Below are 19,392 nucleotides of genomic sequence, written 5' to 3' on the forward strand. Positions count from 1 at the left end.
TAGTATCTCGATTCCCTCACCCATTTTTGAATAACAGTATTTTCTTGTGAGAATTATCTGCCCTCTAAGATTCTGATTTCGCCTCGCCGTGCACAAGGGCGCGAGCAGCATCCGTCGATACCGGCTTAACTGGAGCCTGCGCTGTCTTGACCGGCTGAGGTGTGTTGTTGCGGTATCCGCGCGAACGTTTTTGATCAAACTCAGGCTTTTTATCGGCAGCAAGCGAGGTTGCGGTATTAACGGCTCCCAACAGCATGTCTGCGATGGAACCGGCTACCGGGGATGCTGCCCGTTCCGGTTCTTTGCCGCTGCCGGAATGCTCTGCGTCCCACTGGTCATATGCTTCATCAAGGTCTTCCTGACCGGTAGGTTTCTGCTCAGTATCTTCTTGAGTAGAGGTTTCTTGCTTATCCTTCTCCTCGTTACGAGCATTGAGCTCGCTACGGGTCACAATTGAAGGCACAACCTCACGAAGCTCTTCAACGGTAATAGCACCTTCACGAACCACAACATAAGGGGTCGAAGTACAGTCCAGGATTGTGGACGGTTTGCTTTCGCCAACGCTTCCGTCTTCCTGTGGTGCAGGACGAGGACCATCGTCCACAACAAGCGTGACGTCCTCACCCAGCTGATTAAGCGCTTCTTCGGCATTAGCTGCCGCAGGCTGTCCTGTCTTGTTAGCCGAAGACACCGCCAATGGACCGTGCTCAGTCAGGAGCTTGAGCGCAAACTTATCGTCAGGAACACGTACAGCAACCGTCCCTTGGGTTTCGCCCAAATCCCACGTCAGCGATGGATAGGAATACAGAATAATCGTTAGTGCTCCGGGCCAAAACTTATTGCCCAAATCATAAACATCGTTTGGGATTTCGTCAGCAACGCCCGCAAGAGCTGCAAGGTCGAATATCAGCACAGGCGGAGGCATGGTACGGGAACGGCCTTTATCAGCCAGAAGCTTCGAAACGCCCTGATGCGAGAAAGCATCACAGGCGATGCCGTAGACGGTATCGGTAGGAATCACGATAGTTTCGTGGGCATTCAATGCCTCACGAGCGGCTTCGACGGCCTCCGTGGTCTCGGTATCAGTCGTTACTGGGTACAGCTTTGCGTTCACGTGCCTTATTCTCTCATGTTTTGGTACGAGGCGGTGGATGGCGTGACAAGGTTACGCAATAAGCGAGTAGCCACACCCGAATATACCGCTCTCTACCGGGGTTTATATCCTGCGGTATGTCTGGGTTTGCCGTTCAAATCTCGGATTGAGTATATGCTCACAAACCCCTGTGCCGCCAATGTCTCAGCCACTCGGGTCTCTTGTGAATCATCGTGCTCCATCATAAAGAAACCGCCGGGACGCAAAAGATAGTGAGCCCGAGCGATTACCTCCCGAGGAATTTCCATGCCGTCTTCTCCCCCGCCATAAAGCGCCATTTGCGGGTCATACTCGGCGACTTCAGGAGCCTGGGGTTTGCGGTGGGGAGGAATATATGGAGGGTTTGAAAGCACCAAGTCAAAGTATCCGGGCAGATCTTCAAGCGAGGTACGAATATCGCCCGGAATAAGGTGTACGTTCTGAGGATCAAGATTCTTGCGTGCCCAGAGGAGAGCCTGCTCGGAAAGTTCAACCGCAAAAACTTCTGCTTGAGGATTCTCTTCTTTAATCGCTGCGGCGATTGCCCCGGATCCCGTGCATAAATCCACGACGCGAGGGCGAGCGTTAGACTCGTATGACGCCAAGACCCGCAGAGCTTCCTCCACTAGAAGCTCAGTTTCAGGACGGGGAATAAAAACACCCGGACCTACCTTTATCTCCAGGTGATAAAAAGGTGCGACCCCCGTAATATGCTGCAACGGAACGCGCTGAGCTCTGCACTCTAGCAGTTCCGTATAGCGTACTGAATCTTGTGGGGTAATCCTACGCCCCATCAGGGCGAACCGCTGCACGTCCGCACGAGTTACTGAGGATTCCCCATAGCTACCGCGCTGAATGCCTTGAGAGCCAGTACCTAACAGATATGCGGCAAGAAGTTCGGCGTCTGCCCGATATTGTTCTATCCCAGCGCGACGCAGTACGTCAGCACCGCGGCGCAAGGCTTCATCAAGCCCTTCGCCGCGGTGTGCTGTTGGGGTGACCCGTAATCCTGTCACTTCTGCGTCGCCTCGGATTATTCCTGCTCTTGGCCAACCTGTTCCAGTCGGTGAGCCTCATCCATTTCGATGGCAGACTGCACGACTGGATCAAGGTCGCCGTCCAAAACCGCGTCTAAGTTATATGCTTTGTATCCGGTACGATGGTCGGCAATACGGTTCTCGGGGAAGTTGTAGGTACGTATGCGTTCCGAACGGTCCATCGTACGCACCTGAGAGGCACGATGCGCGGCGTTCTCAGCGTCGATCTGTTCCTGCTGATGCGCCAGCAAACGGGCACGCAGCACGCGCATTGCAGCTTCGCGGTTCTGCAGCTGTGATTTCTCATTCTGCATAGCCACAACAATGCCCGTAGGAAGGTGAGTAATACGCACGGCAGAGTCGGTTGTATTCACAGACTGCCCGCCGGGACCGGAAGAACGGTAAACATCAATCTTCAGGTCGTTCTGACTGATCTCGATCTCTTCGGGCTCATCAACCTCAGGAAATACAAGCACGCCCGCAGCCGACGTGTGAATGCGCCCCTGCGATTCGGTCGCGGGAACACGCTGAACTCGATGCACGCCGCCTTCATATTTCATGTGTGCCCATACGCCTTCGGCAGGTTCGTTGGAGGTTCCCTTGATTGCTATCTGGGCATCCTTGTACCCACCCACATCGGTACTGGTGGAGGAAATAACCTCAGTCTTCCAGCCCTTATGCTCGGCATAACGCAGATACATGCGCAAAAGATCACCCGCGAAGAGAGCCGCCTCGTCGCCGCCCGCACCCGCTTTGACCTCAAGAATAACGTTGCGGCCATCATCAGGATCACGAGGGATCAAAAGACGGCGTAACCTCTCTTGGGCTTCTTCAAGCTCGGCCTCAAGAGTAGGAATCTCAGCCGCAAAATCGGGGTCTTCTGAGGCCATTTCACGCGCCGCTTCTAAGTCATCCGCCAAAGACTTGTATTTGTTATATGCGGTCACGATACCGGTGAGTTCCGCATAACGCCGCCCCACGCGGCGAGCCTTCCCCTGATTTGCCTGAACGGCGGGGTCAGCCAGCTGCTCCTGAAGCTCAGTGTGCTCGTCAAGGAGCACCTGGATAGACTCAAACATTTTTGCTCTCTTACCTTTGTATACGCGCCGATTTTCGGGACTCGCGTATATCTTCACTTCATTATTACAGGGTCTAGGCACCGCACACCCCGTACCGCACAATCTTTTGGGCGGTACGGGGCGAACAATGCTGTGCGATAACCGCTACGAGACGGTTACCTTGCTAATCCACAAGGCGCAGCCCATTCTTCTGAACGGTCAGCAAGAATTCAACGTTGCTCTCAGTCTTCCGAAGCTGGTTCGTAAGAATATTTAGAGCCTGCTCGGGTTCCATACCAGCCAGAGCACGGCGCAGACCCCACATAATCTTAACTTCGTCCGGAGAGAGCAGATTCTCTTCGCGGCGTGTGCCGGAGGCGTTAATATCCACCGCCGGGAAAATACGCTTATCCGCGAGCTGACGTGACAGACGCAGTTCCATATTACCGGTGCCCTTGAACTCTTCGAAGATAACTTCATCCATCTTCGAGCCGGTCTCTACCAGAGCCGTCGCCAGAATAGTAAGCGAGCCACCTTCTTCGATGTTACGAGCAGCACCGAAGAATTTCTTCGGCGGGTACAGAGCGGCAGAATCGACACCGCCGGACAGAATACGACCGGAGGCGGGAGCCGCCAGGTTGTAGGCACGCCCCAAGCGAGTCATGGAGTCCAGCAGCACAACCACATCGTAGCCCAGCTCAACCATGCGCTTAGCGCGTTCGATAGCCAACTCAGCGACGGTGGTGTGATCCTCAGCAGGACGGTCGAAGGTTGAAGCTATAACCTCGCCGGAGACCGTGCGCTGCATGTCGGTTACTTCTTCAGGGCGTTCATCCACCAAAACCATCATGAGGTAAACCTCAGGGTTGTTGGCAGTAATAGCGTTCGCGATCGACTGCAACATAAGGGTTTTACCGGCCTTTGGCGGCGAGACGATCAGACCGCGTTGACCTTTACCGATCGGAGATACCAGATCAACAACACGGGTACCCAGTTTCTTCGGGGTGGTCTCTAGGCGCAGTCGTTCCTTGGGATACAGCGGGGTAAGTTTCGAGAACTCACGACGGCTGGAAGCTTCTTCCACAGGCTGCCCATTAATAGCTTCAACTTTCACAAGCGCGTTGAAACGCTGGCGCGAGTTTTGTTCTCCCTCGCGCGGCACGCGAATAGCGCCCAGAATATGGTCACCCTTACGCATGTGGTAACGCTTAACCTGAGCCAGGGATACATAGACATCGTTCGGACCAGGCAGATAGCCGGAGGTACGCACAAAAGCATAATTATCGAGGATATCGAGGACACCGGAAATAGGTGCCAGTACGTCGTCCTCATTCACCTGAGGCTCATCGGAGTCCCCACGACGGTTACGACGATCGTTCTTTTCATAGCGGTCACGCTTATTGCGGCGGCTAGTGCGCTCCTCACGATTCTGATTCTTTTCAGATCGTTGATCGTTTTTCTCGGAACGCTCATTCTTCTCAGAACGGTCACGCTTGTTACGGCGGCTAGTGCGCTCTTCGGCCTCTTCTTCGCCCTTACGACGGTTATTCCGCTCGCGTGTGCGTGTACGTTTAGTCGGCTTCTCAGGTTCAGAGCCGAAAGTCATATCCAGAGCCGCCGTAATGGAGTCCAGGGTAGTAGAGCCGTCCGAAGTTGTGGCTTTCAAATCGGCGGAATTCTCGGGAAGATCACGCTGTGCAGAACGCGAACCGATGCTTTCAGAAGCCAGTTCTGCTTTCACATCTAAGGGAGGCAAATCCGCATTCTTACCCTCTTGGGGACCGCGACCGTTCTTAGCTTCACGGTCTTTCCGAGATCGTGAATTTCGAGTGCGGCGAGTGGTACGTTCCTCGCGCTCGGGGGTCTCGGTAGTCTCGCCAGATGCTGCTTCTTCGGAAGATTTCTTTGTTGAGGAAGCCTCATCAGGTTTAGCGGCTTCTTCAGAAGCTGCCTTAGCGGCCTTGCGACTACGCGCACGCTTCTGTGCCGGAGTCTCATCCTGCGCTTGAGAATCTTGCGACTTTGAGCGGGTGTTTTTAGAAGTTTTCGTGCTTTCTTGAGTCGAGGCAGCCTCGGCACCTTCGGTGGTGCCGCCGCGCTGATGCAGGGTTAACGCTTCCACAAGCTCAGCTTTCTTCATTTTCAGGTATCCACGAATACCGAGCTGCTGAGCGAGAGTACGAAGCTGTGCGACCTTCAAGCCGCTGAATTCGGAGAAGGCGTCACCGGAACCGGTGCCATTATCCTCGATCACGACAATGTTCTTTGCCAAACGATTTATCCTTTTAGTCAGGGACACCCAGAAAATCCTCTCAGAATTGAGGATCGGGTTTTTCTCATCATGCATACAGTGTAGAAACTACATACCGCATACTGTGCGGTATCGCGCTACGCTGTATTGCCTCATATATCCGAGGCACTCACTTTCGAACCGTCGTTACGTGAGGTCAAGAAACGGCAAAGTCCTTGTGAAGTGAGGCAAAAATACATAACCACAGAAAAATATTTCCTCGCGAGCTCCCCACGGAAGAAGAAGCATACGCGAACACACAAAAAGACGTGGTTCAAAGAAAATACTTTCCATTCCCGGATGTGGCGGTTCTTCGTGCGACCGGGAGATAAAACAAACACGATAAACCATACAGGTGAAAAACACCTTACTGTGTAACTATAACACCTTCTGCATCGATTTCAAGGGGCATGACGCGCCATGACAGGCGACGCCCCTCATATTCGCTCCCCTCATGAGTAGCCTCAAACTCAGCAATCGCTCGCTGTGCTGCAGCGACTTCTTCACAGCTACGGGAGAAGGTTAATACGGTAGGTCCGGCCCCCGAAATTACGGCGGGAAGCTGCCGATCACGCAGATAGGCAACCAGCGCCGCACTCGGCTGCATCGCAGGTACACGGTAGCCCTGATGCAGATAGTCCACGGTCGCATCCATAAGATACTCCGGTGCCTGCGAAAGGGCTTGAATCAATAAAGCGGCACGACCTGAGTTTGCCGCAGCCTGCTCATGCGGAATCTCGGCGGGAATCAGCGAACGCGCAAGTTTTGTAGAAACTTCATAATCGGGCACCGCTACGATAGGTACAACGGCAGAATGAACCGGTACGACCAACGAACGCCAGTCCCCCAGTTCGCCCCAGGATATTGACAGCGAACCATACACCGAAGGCGCCACATTATCGGGGTGCCCTTCAAGGTCTGAAGCTACTTGAAGAATCTGGTCACGACTCAATTGAGCGTGCTCGGGAAGCAACCCGGAAGCCGCCGCAACGCCCGCAACAATAGCGGAGGCAGATGAGCCCATGCCACGTGAATGCGGAATACGGTTGTGTGCCGTCAGCCTGAGGGCGGGGAACTCATGAAGCCCGCCCCTCTCGAAGGCGGCATGCATCGCCTGAATCACCAGATGGGTTTCATCGCGCGGTACGGCCTCACTGCCCTCGCCGGAAAGCTCAAATTCTAAACCTTCAGAAATACACTCAACCCTAAGTTCATCATAAAACCCTAAAGCCACCCCTAAGGTATCGTAGCCGGGCCCGAGGTTAGCACTTGATGCCGGAACCTTGACGGTGACGGTTTTACCGACAGGAATATCTGCGCATGTGATAGGGGTATCGGAATTCGACATGGAAACCTCGGGTACATGTGGATGTTAGGAGCGCATACTGTGCTGTTCAAGCGGTGGAACAACACTAATGTCACTTACTTTACGAGAATTTATCCTAGCATTGAGCGGGTTACGGACAGAATAAGACGCCCTTGCCCAAGAAAATTTTCTCGGACAAGGGCGCATCGACCTATCGGTTAACAGGCTATAGGGTGGTTAGTTCAGGTCAAGAATATCTGCCACAGCCACAACATCGAAGGCTGCCTTGGTCGGTTCAACTTTCGCACCGTTGACCGGTTCCAGCGCCCACTGCGGATCCTTCAAACCGTGACCCGTCACCGTAATGACAATGGTCTTGCCCTCGGGAGCCTCACCCGCGCGATGTTTCTTGAGCAGACCCGCAACACCAGCGGCAGATGCGGGCTCAACGAAAACGCCCTCGCGGGAAGAGAGCCAGCGGTGCGCCTCAAGAATCTCTTCATCGGTAACGGCCTCAATCACGCCGCCGGATTCGTCGCGTGCCGCCTCAGCTTTCTCCCATGAGGCAGGGTTGCCGATACGAATCGCGGTCGCAATCGTTTCGGGAGTGTCAATCGGGTGCCCTGCAACAATCGGAGCCGCGCCGGCTGCTTGGAAACCCCACATGATGGGTCGCTTGGTGGCAACCGGCTCTAGGACCTTGCCGTCACGGTTCGTATAGGGTTCTGAATACTCCTTGTAACCCTTCCAATAAGCGGTAATATTGCCCGCGTTACCTACCGGGAGCAGATGGTAATCGGGGGCGTCTCCCAGGGTGTCGACGACCTCAAAAGAACCGGTCTTCTGACCCTCAATGCGGTAGGGGTTCACCGAGTTCACCAAGAATACTGGGTAATTCTCGCTGAGTTTACGGGCAATTTCGAGGCAGTTATCGAAGTTTCCGTCAATCTGAATAATATCAGCGCCGTGGGCGATGGCCTGCGAGAGTTTGCCCATCGAAATCTTACCGTCCGGCACGAGTACCGCGCAGCGCATCCCCGCTTGAAGCGCATATGCCGCTGCCGACGCTGAAGTATTACCGGTCGAAGCACACACAACAGCCTTCGCACCTTCGCGTTTAGCGGCAGTAATAGCGCTCGTCATGCCGCGGTCTTTGAAAGATCCGGTGGGGTTCATCCCCTCGAATTTGAGGTATACCGTATTGCCAGTCTGCGCTGACAGCGCCGGTGCGTGAATCAGCGGGGTTCCGCCTTCGCCTAGAGTTACCGGTTTTACCTCGTCCCCGAACGGAAGACGGTCGCGGTATTCGTTAATGACGCCCTGCCACACATGTGCCATGGGATTCTCCTACTTTCTGCTGATGGTTTTACTCGCGCGGACTTGAGAATTTCCGCGCTGAAATTCTAGTCTTCCTGATCTATTTACCGGACTCGACGCGAATCACGGAAATAATCTCACGCACAGTATCTAAACCGTCGATCACCGCGATCGCGCGGCGCAGGTCAGAGTCTTTGGCAGAGTGCGTCACAAGGCGAATCTGTGCGGCGCCATCCCGCGGAGTAGATTGACGCAAAGAATCCACCGAAATGCCGTGTTCGGCGAAAATACGGGCAATATTTGCGAGCACGCCTAATTTGTCATCAACCAGCATGCCTACCGAGTAGCGGGACACGATATTGCCCAGCCCGGTAGCGGGTAGCTGCGCGTAAGAGGACTCGGGCACACCCGGACCACCTAATACCAAGCGGCGCGCTAACGACACAAAATCACCCAGAACGGCAGAAGCGGTCGGTGCCCCACCGGCACCGGGACCGTAGAACATCAGCTCGCCTGCGTTCTGCGCCTGTACAAACACGGCATTAAATGCGCCATGGACACCTGCTAGCGGATGCTGCCGTGGAATGAGCGTAGGAGCTACGCGAATATTGACTCCATCACCGTCGCGCTCACAAATAGCCAGGAGTTTAATCACGTAGCCGTCGGCATCTGCAGCGGCAACGTCATCGGCGCTTACGGCGGTAATACCCTCAACGTGAACGTCATCAATGGTGAAATCAGAATGGAACGCCAATGAGGCTACAATAGCAGCCTTTGATGCGGCATCGTGGCCTTCAACGTCGGCGGTGGGGTCTGCCTCGGCGTAGCCGAGTTCCTGGGCGTCTTTGAGCGCATCGGCAAAGGTTGCGCCGGTGGTATCCATCTGGTCCAGAATGTAGTTGGTGGTGCCGTTCATAATGCCCAGCACACGTGTTACGGTATCGCCTGCCAAAGAATCGCGCAGGGGGCGCAAAATCGGAATTGCACCGGCGACCGCCGCCTCATAGGAAAGCTGTGCACCGGACTTATCGGCAGCAGCCTGAAGCTCAACACCGTGCTTTGCCAGGAGCGCTTTATTCCCTGAAACCACCGATTTACCTGCCTCTAGAGCGCGCAGAATGCGGGTTCGTGCAGGTTCAATACCGCCGGTCAGCTCAATCACCACGTCGGCAGCATCAATCAGGGCGTCTGCATCGGTGGTATACAGCCCTGGGTCGGCATCCCAGTGGCGTTTAGCCGCAGTATCACGCACGGCTATACCGATCAGCTCAACAGGCGCACCTATCCGTTCTTTGAGAACCGCGCTATCCTCACTAAAAATACGCGCTACCTGAGAACCAACGTTCCCAGCGCCGAGCAGAGCAACCTTAATGGTGTCAGTCACGTTATCTCCTACATTTTGACCGAGTGGTGAACGCGCCTGTACGAACGGGCGACGTCATCATCAACTGTATCAAGAGAGCGGCGCCTGGACGCGGTCAAGACGCCAACATTACCGCCATTTACGGGGGTGTCGTTATATTACAAGCAGTTTCTTACCCAAACATACGCCATGCGGGGTCATCATGCGGAAAAGATTTGGTGCCCGTACTAGAAGCCCGTATCGAGAGCAAGCATCTCATCTTCGCTTTGTCGACGAATAATAGGATGCGCCGCCTCCCCCGCCGACGTAGCAATAACCGGCGGACGGCTCAGATAGTTATAGTTCGATCCCAGCACATAACAGTACGCACCGGTAGCTGGCACCGCGAGAATATCCCCCGAACGCAGGTCAGCAGGAAGATAGCAATACCGCACCACAATATCACCCGATTCGCAGTGTTTACCTACCACGCGTGAAAGCACCTGCTCTCCCGCCGGGGCGCGGTTCGCCAAGGTTACCGCATAGTCGGCGTCATAGAGCACCGGGCGCGCATTATCGCTCATGCCCCCGTCCACCGAGACGTACCGGCGCACTCGAATCTGACCGTGTTCATCCTCAATACTCACGTTTTTAATGGTGCCGACGGTGTAGAGCGTCACCCCTGAGGGGCCTGAAATCGAGCGGCCAGGTTCAAAAGACATATGCGGAATTGTCACGCCAAGACGCTCGCAGGTTGCCGCGACCGCATCCGCAATCGAGACAGTAATCTGCTCAATACTGCGCGGGGTATCGGCCTCGGTATAACCGATACCGTAGCCGCCGCCCAGGTCAAGCTCAGGCAGACCGATACCGTATTTCTGGTTCACGGCATGCATAAAGGTAAGGGCAGTATCTGCCGCTTGTTCGAAGCCCTGCGCCTCAAAAATCTGCGAACCTATATGGCAGTGAATCCCCCGAAAATCCATGGAGTCTGTGGCGGTGAGGATACCGGCGGCAAGCATCGCGTAGGATTCGTCCTCAGTGGTTGACCAATACTCAAGTTCATCTGTCTCTAACCCGGCAAGACGCGCGGTTCCAGGCTGAAGCGACATCCCAAATTTTTGATCTTCATGCGCCGTAGCAATAGATTCGTGGGTGGAGGCATGTACACCGGGCGTAATCCGAACGAGCACGGGAACCGCCGGATACGGCTCCTGCCCCGCAGCGGCGCGTTCTGCGTTCAGCTCGGCATGCACATCCGCGATGAGTTTAAGCTCGTCAACGGAATCTGCCACCACACGCCCTACCCCGTGTTTGATGGCGCGCGCAATCTCGCCGCGCGACTTGTTATTACCGTGCAGCGCGATATTTTGCCCGGAAACCTGAGCCCGCAGGGCAATCGCCAGTTCCCCTCCCGATGCCGTATCAAGACACAAACCTTCTTCATGCGCCCACCGCGCCACGGATGTGCACAGGAATGACTTTCCCGCGTAGTAGACACTCACCTGCGCGCCATACCGGGCGAAAGCATCCTCGAATGCCTGGCGGTACCCGCGTGCCCTAGCTCGGAATGTATCTTCCGAAAATACGTACTGCGGAGTATCGAACTCTTTGACAAGCTCACTCGCTGCAATGCCGTCGATGGTTAGCTCTCCCCCATGATTACGCTGAAATGAGTCCGTCCAGATGGTACGGTTCAGCTCGGCCGGATATTCGGGGCAGGTAAGCCAGTCGGGGGCGTACAGGGATTGTGCGTCGCTCATGCATAGTCCTCGGGTCTTGTGTCACGGTCACAGATTCGTGATGCCATCACCACTATATCGGAACGCCTTGCTGCCACGATGCTGCTCATAGGTGGTGTTCAGATAGCGGATGAACCGATAGACAAAAGCCGCGTGCCCCGTCATCGTGTTGGCGGGGTACGCAGCTTCCGGTCGGTTCGGCATTACATACGCTCGGGGGCGGTGACCCCCAGCAGACCCAATCCGTTGGCGAGTACCTGACGTGTTGCATTGTTGAGAAGCAAACGGGTACGGTGCAGATCAGTCACTGGCTCATCGCCCTTCGGAGCCACGCGCGAGAGGCCGTACCAGCTGTGGTAGGCCGCCGCAAGGTTTTCCAGATAACGGCTCACGCGGTGCGGTTCGTAGAATTCCGCTGCGGTACGCACGGTTGCCGGGTATTGCCCCAGCACTGCAAGAAGCTCAGTATCTGCGGGCGTATTCAGAAGCCCTGTGTCCACGCCATCGACAAGATGCACGCCAGCATCAATGGCGTTACGTTCTACAGCCGCAGTGCGGGCGTGCGCATACTGCACATAATAGACAGGGTTATCGCTGCTCTTCTGCACCAGCAGATCAAGATCGATATCAATTGTGCTGTCTACCGAGTAGCGGATCAGTTCGTAACGTGCCGCATCCACACCCACAGCCTCTACAAGGTCTTCAAGGGTGACGACGTTACCGGCGCGCTTCGACATACGCACGTGTTTGCCGTCCTTGACAAGGTTCACCAGCTGCCCAATCATGACCTCAATCTGCTCGGTCCGGTACCCCAAAATTTGAGCGATAGCCTTGAGTCGTCCTACGTAGCCGCTATGGTCTGCACCAAGCATATAGATGGCTATGTCCGCAGGGTTCTCAGGACGGGTCATTTTATTGCGGAAATACGCAATATCTCCAGCAACATAGGCGTGATTACCATCCGATTTAATGACCACACGGTCTTTGTCATCGCCGTAGTCAGTGGTGCGCATCCACCACGCGCCCTCGGATTCAAAAAGCTGACCATCCTGTTTCATCTGCTCAATGATGCGGTCGGCCTCGCCAGATTCAAATACCGAGTTTTCGTGGAAGAAGACATCAAAGTCGGTACCGAAACGGTGCAGAGACTCTTTAATCTGTGCGAACATAAGCTCGGTTCCGATTTCACGGAAAACTTCTGCGGGGTTTTCGGCGTCGAGCGCGTCTGGGCGTTGGGCGAGAATCTGATCTTTGATATCGGTAATATAGGCGCCCGCATAGCCGTCTTCAGGGGTAGGCTCTCCCTTGGCAGCGGCAAGAAGCGAGTTTACGAACCGATCAATTTGGGTGCCGTGATCGTTGAAGTAGTATTCGCGCACCACATTTGCGCCCTCGGCTTCGAGGATATTGGCGAGCGCATCACCTACGGCCGCCCAGCGGGTGCTGCCCAAGTGGATGGGGCCGGTGGGGTTAGCCGAGACGAATTCAAGGTTAATGGTTTTTCCCGCGAATTTATCGCTGGTTCCGTATGTTTTTCCAGCTTCAACGATGGTGGCGGCGAGAGTGCCTGCCGCAGCCGCATCCAGGGTTATATTGAGGAAGCCGGGGCCAGCAATATCTACCGTTGACACCCCCGGAATTGAGGCAATTTTATCGGCGAGAACGGCTGCTACTTCGCGAGGATTCTTGCCAACTTTCTTGGCGAGCTGCAGCGCAATATTAGTCGCCCAGTCACCGTGTTCGCGAGATTTCGGGCGTTCCACGCGCGCGAGGGGAAGCTCTGCGTTATCTGCGAGGGTAAGCTGACCGGATGCGATAGTTTTATCGAGTTCTTGAGCAATTGCTGCTGATAATTCTTCGGGAGTCATAGCTACATATTCTAGCAACATCTGATAGGATATAGAGGTTCGCTTGTGCGCCGTATGCGGCTGAAACGCCTAGTTTTCGGTCGAGGGGCCAAGGCGGTCGCCAAAATTTCATATGTCAGCCCTTGTAGCTCAGTGGATAGAGCGCTTGCCTCCGGAGCAAGAAGTCGAAGGTTCGAATCCTTTCAAGGGCACTTTTTTATTGGCCTATCCGCTTCAGCGGGTAGACCTTATATATGCTCAAAAGTCGAAGGTTGCGCTTAGCGCCTTCGGTCGACTCTTTAGTTCTCGCACGCTCGAACCTTCCTCCCCTCAGCCTTTAAGGGCACAAATCAATGACACACATGTGGTCTGTCTAAATACTATTTAGACAGACCACATGTGTTGAAGAGTATTTAACGACAGACTACCGTTAGGTGTCCGCATCAAGCATCATGGTCTCTTCGAGCGTTGCGGAGCCTTCTTGAATGTGCACGCTCTCACCGAGCGGTTTAAGGGCCTTAATGACAGGGTCGCGCCGAGCGCCGGGCAACCGCAGGGTGCGCCCGTCCAAAAGCGCGGGAATACTGGCATCTTGGAGTAATTTAAACGCCTCATCCCAGTGCTCTGTGGTGACGACGAGCGAGCTATGCCCGGCTATGATTTCATCAACGGTTCCGGAGCCGGTCACCTCACCTGCGGCAAGCATGACGAGGCGGTCGCATTGCGCGGCCTCCTGCATATAGTGAGTCGTCACCAAAATTCCTGTACCGCGATCGGCCAAGGCGTGCAGGTTCTCCCAGAGACGTGCACGGGTGAGCGCATCCATGCCGGAGGTGGGCTCATCAAGCACAAGAAGGGCAGGGTCATGCCCCACTGCAGCAAGATACGCAAGAGTGCGTTTAGTACCCAAAGGCAGGTTCGCGACAGAGGCGCGGCCATAGCGTTCTGCGAAAGCACGAGCCTGCCTATTCAGGGCGACTCCTTGAACGGAAGCCGCAAACTCCAGATTTTCCAGGGCAGATAGTGACGGGTACAGCCCAAGCCCCTGTGCCACGTATCCGATATATCGTCGGCTACTAAGCGATGGTTTCTTTCCGAATAACGTCGCTTTCCCTGAGGTTGCGGTTTCCAGTCCAAGTAAAACCCGCATGAGTGTGGTCTTACCTGCACCGTTTCCCCCGAGCAGCCCCACGATTTCACCGGGTTTAACGCTCAAGGATACGCCGTTCAGCGCCCGAAAAGAGCCGTAATCGCGGATCACGTTATCCGCCAGCACTAAGGTATCGCTGCTGAGGCTATCTGCTATTCGGTGTTTTTCGCTGCGCTCTGCCTCAGCAGGTAGGGTATTTAAATCATGACTGTCCGAAGTTTTCCCCAGCAGCAGCGCAATGTTTGCATTCTCTAGGTCTTTGGGGGCGGGAGTAAAACCCTTGGGATGGGCGGGGTGTGCATCTTTATCCCAGCGGTAGACAGTATTAGCCCGACGCCACGCGGATGGGCTGGTGAGTACTTGTTGCGCGGCTTCTAGGTTCACCGGTGCCTGCCAGATTGAACCAGGAACGCGTGATATTACCTTGTCGGGCGTACCAGATCCCAGCAGGTGCCCGTCGTTGAGCAGGAACAACCGTGTGGCACGTTCTGCCTCGTCAAGGTATGTGGTGGCGAAGACGACGGTTGCCCCATCGGCCGCCGTGGCTGCCATGAGATTCCACAGTTGAGCCCTGCTGATGGGGTCCACTCCCGTAGTCGGTTCGTCAAGCAGTACCAGTCCGGGACGGTGTAGCGTGGCGAGAACCACCCCGAGTTTCTGCCGCATCCCACCCGATAACCGCCCCGCCAGCCGGTCGGTCACGTGATCTAGCCCGGCTTTCTGCAGAAGCTCTTCCGAACGGACACGGGTCTGCATAGAATCAAGACCGTAGGTATGTGCGATGAACTCGATATTCTCGGCGACCGAGAGATTACGCCATACGCCCGAGTCTGCAGGCTGATATCCCACGTTATTTCGATTAAACGGAAGGTTGTCACTGTGTCCTTCGTGCATCTTCAAACGCCCGGCGAGCAATTTCAGAAGCGTCGTTTTGCCAGCGCCGTCCCCGCCGATAAGCGCCGTTACTGTTCCGGGCGTGAATTCACCCGTGAAGCTATCGAGTGCAGTATGAGTACCAAAACGCACCGTGGCCTGCTCAAGGCGAATATTAGCCGTTTTCATGAGCGTGCCCCTCCGTGTGTAAGCGTGTACCGCATCCGCGCCGTTGCGGCGCCAAAGACAACAATCGCCATAGCAATCAGGATGACGAGCGGGAACCAGATTCCCTCTAGAGTTGCTGAGCGGAGCATAATACCCTGGGCAATTTCGCGGAACCAGGTCAAGGGCAGAGCGTAGCTGATCCACCGAATACCCAACGGCATCGAATCCAATGGGAAAATCAACCCAGAGAGCAAAGTCTGCGGCACAATAAATAGAATTGCCATCTGAATAGCCTGCCCGGTATTTTGCGAGATCGAGGAGATAAACACGCCAATACCGAGCACGACGAAAAGGAATACAAAGGCGGCGAGTCCGAACAGCCATAGACTGCCGTTGAAAGGTACACCGAAAAGCCACACCCCAAGCGTGGTAATCACCGCCATATCGAGTATGGCAAGCATAAAGTAGGGAACAATCTTTCCCATGATGATAGAGACAGGGCGAAGCGGCATGACCGCAAGCTGTTCCAGCGTACCGGTCTCTCGTTCACGCACTAGCCCGATACTCGTGATGAGCGTGCCAATAAACAAGAGAATCAGCCCGATAAGCCCCGGCACCATGACCCACGATGTTTTCAGCTCGGGGTTAAACAACACCGTAACAAGATCGTCAGGATTGAACGTGGGACTCTCCATATTCGTAAAGTCCGGTAGTGCTGCGCCAGACCCCGAACGTGGTTGCGGGCTTGCAGCAGAATCCTGCGCCGCCACGGGTGCAGGTTCACGCTGTGTTTGTTCGGCCGCGTTGCGGTATGCGGATTTTGCTGCGGCAATGCGGTTTTGTGCATCCTCGGCGGAAAGCTGCACGAAGGTGCCCTGCGCCGTTTGCGTTATGAAAAGGTTACTGCCGTCCGCATAGACCCGCATCTGCTCCGATATGGGTTTGTCTGAGGTGCCCGGTCGGTCAGCGACGACGACCACATCGGCTTTTCGATCGCGCAATAGTTGCTCTGCGTCTTCCACCCCTCGGTTGTGATCCACCTGAGTGATATCAAGTTTGTCACGTGCGGCACCGTAATCATCAAGCTTGTCGGCGGCAGATTGTGCTTCCGATCCAATGACAGCTACCGAGACCTTGTCCACCGAGAAATTCGCCGCATAACCGAAAACAATTAGTAGAATCACGGGCAGAACCACCAGCATCGCCAGGGTGCGGCGATCGCGCGCCAACTCGCGAAATTCCTTGATGATCAGGGCTTGCACTACCCCACCTCCCTATTTCATCAGTTGATGAAATTAACCATACAGCCGCTTTTTCGGTTGTGCAAGCACTTCCCCGCTGTTAGGCTAAAACCACCAGAAAGCGGGAAGGTAAAACCGTGAATTCATCAGAGAACCCCCTACCACGCCGCGGGCCCAGAGCAGGAGGAGTCGAACGAGGGCACATCCTGCAGATTGCCACCGAGCTCTTCAGCGAACACGGCTACCAGGCAACCACCATCCGAAAAATTGGTAAGGCCGCAGGCGTTGATGCAAAGCTCATTCACTACTATTTCGGCACCAAAGAAGACCTGTTCACCGCCGCTATCTCTGAGGTATTCCGTTCTCGCGGGCTGCCTGACATTCTCTCGGACTACCAGCCCGATGCGGCGGACTCACCCGGTACTCACTACATACGTGCCGTACTGACAACTATCGAAACCCCTACTGTGGGCACCGCCTTCACCGGGCTGATTCGTAACCTTGGTACCCACGAAGAGTCACAAAAAGTTTTTCTCCGCTTCGTTAACGAAGAACTTCTAGATCGCCTCGCCTCACAGCTTCAGATAGAAAATGCCGAAACGCGGCTTGCGCTCGCCGGAACCCAGATTTTTGGGCTTATTTATACCCGATACATCCTACGAATCCCACCCCTAACCAAGCTCTCTATTGAGCAGACGGCGCAGCTTATCGGACCCACCTTAGACCGATATATGCGCGGCGATTTAGAAATCTAGCCTAATTAGCAACCCACCATAAAATAGTCCGGAAATTCTAGGAGGTCACCATGATGACCGTCGGAGGTTTTGCTTTTATCACCATTGCGCTGTTTATGGTGCACGAATTTGAGGAGATCATCTTCGTGCGCCGCTACATCGAGAAGTACTCCAGCGATAACCGGTACCACGACGAAATCTTTATAGCGGGGCAAGACCATTACCCCTCAACCGCAGCTATTGCCGCCATGATCGGTGAGGAATTTATTGTTGCTTGTCTGATCCTTTTTAGCGGGGTCATATTTGATTCCATTGAGACCGTCACAGCTATCTTTATCGCTTATATCCTGCATCTTATCCTTCATATCCGTGAGGCGTTTATCTTTCCTGGATGGGCACCGGGCAGCAGGACCGCAGTATTTACGATGCCGCTTAACGCTATTACCTTATACGCTATCTTTGCTACCCAGCATATCGATTACCTCAAATTAGTTATTTTGACCGTGGTCTTGAGTGCTGTAGTTCTTATTAACCTACAGATGCTTTACCGGCTATCGGGAAAGATTGAAACGTTCATTCAGAAGATCGCGTAATACAGGGTTTCCCGGGTTTCTATAGTTAGACAATAAGCCCTCACGACGCTGATATCTCTCTACTACAGGAACTGATAGGGCTTCAATTTAGCTAGATATGCACATACTCGTCATGAGAACGGCACGTGTGAGAGTTGCCTTTTATGACATGCTATTTTGCCCCGTGACTTGCGCTTGAGAGAATGTTTCCAACCGTTATCGTCAAGGCAGAAGGGGTTCACCATGACCATGCACCAGGTACAGCTCACCGTATGGGGTGAGCCCGAGAACCTGCATTTTGCAGAGGCTCCTATGCCTTCACCCCTTCGCGGGCATGTTCTTCTCAAAGTTACCGCCGCTGGTGTTAACCCTATAGACCTTACAACGCGCAAGGGATTGGGCCCTGCAGCATCATTGATTAATCTTGACCAAGAACCCGCCGTTTTAGGATGGGATGTTGCCGGTTTGGTTTGTGAAACGGCGGGCGATTACACGGGATTCCAGCCAGGCGAGAAGGTTTTCGGGCTGGTGCAGTTTCCGCATCCGGGTAAGACATATGCCGAATACGTTTTGGCTCCTACCCATCAGCTTGTGCGCGCCCCTGCAGATATTCCCGACGAACAGCTGGGCGCCGCTCCCCTGGCAGCCTTGACGGCATACCAGGTACTTTTTGAGGTTGCGAACCTTAGCGCTGGGGAGCGCGTGCTGATCCATGCGGGCGCAGGCGGTGTTGGTCATCTCGCGATTCAGCTTGCCCTCGACGCTGGCGCTACAGTTTACGCTACGGCTTCTGAGAAAAACCGTGAGTTTATACAGTCTTTGGGCGCAGAATTTATCGACTATACAACCCAGGATTTCCGACAGGTTCTAGGTCCTACCCTTGATGTGATACTGAATTCTACGGGTGCACAAACCTTCGTAGATTCTTTGGATGTACTGGTTCCGGGCGGTCGAATCGTGACCCTCACAAGCCCCGATCCTTTAGAGACTGCACGCGAGCGCGGGTTTACGGCAGAGTGGCTGACGGTGCATCCCGACCGTTATCAGCTGGGTGAGATTGCTCGACTCATGTCGCTGGGGATTGTGAAAGTTCACGTAGATCAGACTTTCCCGCTAGAGCAGGCAGCGAAGGCTCATGAGCTTGTGGGCTCCCGTCATGTGCGCGGCAAAGTGGTGCTTGTTCCTTAGGATTCTACGTGTTCTCTGGAAGAAGAACCTGAATCTTTATAGGGCTGCCGACGCTCCAGACGATGAGGTGGCTGCCAGCACATGGTCCACGTCTCTGTGAAGGCGCGCAGCTATGGCGGCATCATAGAGCACGCCGTCGTAGCAGAACTTTTCACGTTCTACGCCCTCAACCACGAACCCCGCAGGCGCGCCACTGCCGCTGACGCCGGGTTATTGGTGCGGTACCCAAGCTCTAAACGACGAACACGTGGGGACCTTGCGGATGTAAGAGCTGAGAAATCGTAGCTGATCTTGGCTTGTTCTGCAGGTTTTCTGGGTGATACAGCGCTATCATTCGATATGTCTATATTCTGTGCCCAGTCGCACGCCGCACGCACGCATCGACGTGTTATACC

At 54.6% G+C, this 19,392-nt stretch carries 16 protein-coding genes and 1 tRNA gene; 5 read left to right on the forward strand and 12 right to left on the reverse strand.

Going from position 1 to position 19,392, the window contains the following annotated elements:
- Positions 1-64 precede the first annotated feature (64 nt).
- The 10 genes from HMPREF2958_RS10130 to argS form a co-directional block, all read right to left on the reverse strand.
- Positions 65-1,114, reverse strand: coding sequence for an L-threonylcarbamoyladenylate synthase (locus tag HMPREF2958_RS10130; protein WP_070697889.1), 1,050 nt, complete (start codon positions 1,112-1,114; stop codon positions 65-67).
- A 92-nt stretch (positions 1,115-1,206) separates the two neighbouring features.
- Positions 1,207-2,148, reverse strand: a complete 942-nt coding sequence (gene prmC / locus HMPREF2958_RS10135; protein WP_070697890.1) for a peptide chain release factor N(5)-glutamine methyltransferase — start codon at positions 2,146-2,148, stop codon at positions 1,207-1,209.
- Between the two features lie 17 nt (positions 2,149-2,165).
- A complete protein-coding gene (gene prfA, locus HMPREF2958_RS10140; RefSeq protein WP_004004426.1) occupies positions 2,166-3,248 on the reverse strand; it encodes a peptide chain release factor 1 in 1,083 nt (360 codons plus the stop codon).
- Positions 3,249-3,411: 163 nt separating this feature from the next.
- On the reverse strand, positions 3,412-5,499 hold the full coding sequence (gene rho / locus HMPREF2958_RS10145; RefSeq protein ID WP_070697891.1) for a transcription termination factor Rho: 2,088 nt from the start codon (positions 5,497-5,499) through the stop codon (positions 3,412-3,414).
- Positions 5,500-5,884: 385 nt separating this feature from the next.
- Positions 5,885-6,865, reverse strand: a complete 981-nt coding sequence (gene thrB, locus HMPREF2958_RS10150) for a homoserine kinase (protein WP_070662764.1) — start codon at positions 6,863-6,865, stop codon at positions 5,885-5,887.
- Between the two features lie 195 nt (positions 6,866-7,060).
- Positions 7,061-8,161 (reverse strand): threonine synthase, encoded by a 1,101-nt coding sequence (gene thrC, locus HMPREF2958_RS10155; protein WP_013398873.1) that lies wholly within the window; start codon positions 8,159-8,161, stop codon positions 7,061-7,063.
- Positions 8,162-8,240: 79 nt separating this feature from the next.
- Positions 8,241-9,524 (reverse strand): homoserine dehydrogenase, encoded by a 1,284-nt coding sequence (locus HMPREF2958_RS10160; RefSeq protein WP_070697892.1) that lies wholly within the window; start codon positions 9,522-9,524, stop codon positions 8,241-8,243.
- 206 nt (positions 9,525-9,730) lie between these two features.
- Positions 9,731-11,245 carry a diaminopimelate decarboxylase gene (lysA, locus tag HMPREF2958_RS10165; RefSeq protein WP_070697893.1) on the reverse strand — a complete coding sequence of 505 codons (1,515 nt, stop codon included), beginning with the start codon at positions 11,243-11,245 and terminating at the stop codon, positions 9,731-9,733.
- A 27-nt stretch (positions 11,246-11,272) separates the two neighbouring features.
- Positions 11,273-11,428, reverse strand: a complete 156-nt coding sequence (locus tag HMPREF2958_RS11025) for a hypothetical protein (protein WP_168165929.1) — start codon at positions 11,426-11,428, stop codon at positions 11,273-11,275.
- A complete protein-coding gene (argS, locus tag HMPREF2958_RS10170; RefSeq protein ID WP_210400895.1) occupies positions 11,428-13,092 on the reverse strand; it encodes an arginine--tRNA ligase in 1,665 nt (554 codons plus the stop codon). Before argS ends, HMPREF2958_RS11025 begins: the two co-directional genes overlap by 1 nt.
- A 118-nt stretch (positions 13,093-13,210) precedes the next feature.
- Here argS and HMPREF2958_RS10175 point away from each other — a divergent pair.
- A tRNA-Arg gene (locus HMPREF2958_RS10175) sits at positions 13,211-13,283 on the forward strand.
- 218 nt (positions 13,284-13,501) lie between these two features.
- Here HMPREF2958_RS10175 and HMPREF2958_RS10180 read toward each other — a convergent pair.
- Together HMPREF2958_RS10180 and HMPREF2958_RS10185 are read right to left on the reverse strand one after the other, a co-directional pair.
- Entirely contained in the window at positions 13,502-15,283 is a 1,782-nt protein-coding gene (locus HMPREF2958_RS10180; protein WP_070697895.1) for an ATP-binding cassette domain-containing protein, read from the reverse strand.
- On the reverse strand, positions 15,280-16,524 hold the full coding sequence (locus HMPREF2958_RS10185) for an ABC transporter permease (RefSeq protein WP_070697896.1): 1,245 nt from the start codon (positions 16,522-16,524) through the stop codon (positions 15,280-15,282). The genes HMPREF2958_RS10180 and HMPREF2958_RS10185 overlap by 4 nt, the downstream gene beginning before the upstream one ends.
- Positions 16,525-16,640: 116 nt before the next feature.
- On the opposite strand from HMPREF2958_RS10185, the gene HMPREF2958_RS10190 reads away from it, so the two are divergent.
- The 4 genes from HMPREF2958_RS10190 (at position 16,641) to HMPREF2958_RS11030 (ending at position 19,282) form a co-directional block, all read left to right on the forward strand.
- Positions 16,641-17,258 (forward strand): TetR/AcrR family transcriptional regulator, encoded by a 618-nt coding sequence (locus HMPREF2958_RS10190; RefSeq protein WP_070697897.1) that lies wholly within the window; start codon positions 16,641-16,643, stop codon positions 17,256-17,258.
- A 50-nt stretch (positions 17,259-17,308) separates the two neighbouring features.
- Positions 17,309-17,830: an HXXEE domain-containing protein gene (locus HMPREF2958_RS10195; RefSeq protein WP_246828131.1), complete on the forward strand. Its 522-nt coding sequence runs from the start codon at positions 17,309-17,311 to the stop codon at positions 17,828-17,830.
- A gap of 222 nt (positions 17,831-18,052) precedes the next feature.
- Positions 18,053-18,997 carry an NADP-dependent oxidoreductase gene (locus HMPREF2958_RS10200; RefSeq protein ID WP_070697898.1) on the forward strand — a complete coding sequence of 315 codons (945 nt, stop codon included), beginning with the start codon at positions 18,053-18,055 and terminating at the stop codon, positions 18,995-18,997.
- Positions 18,998-19,078: 81 nt separating this feature from the next.
- Positions 19,079-19,282: a hypothetical protein gene (locus HMPREF2958_RS11030; RefSeq protein WP_168165970.1), complete on the forward strand. Its 204-nt coding sequence runs from the start codon at positions 19,079-19,081 to the stop codon at positions 19,280-19,282.
- Positions 19,283-19,392: the final 110 nt, after the last annotated feature.

Source organism: Rothia sp. HMSC036D11, assembly GCF_001814205.1.
Taxonomy (GTDB): domain Bacteria; phylum Actinomycetota; class Actinomycetes; order Actinomycetales; family Micrococcaceae; genus Rothia; species Rothia dentocariosa.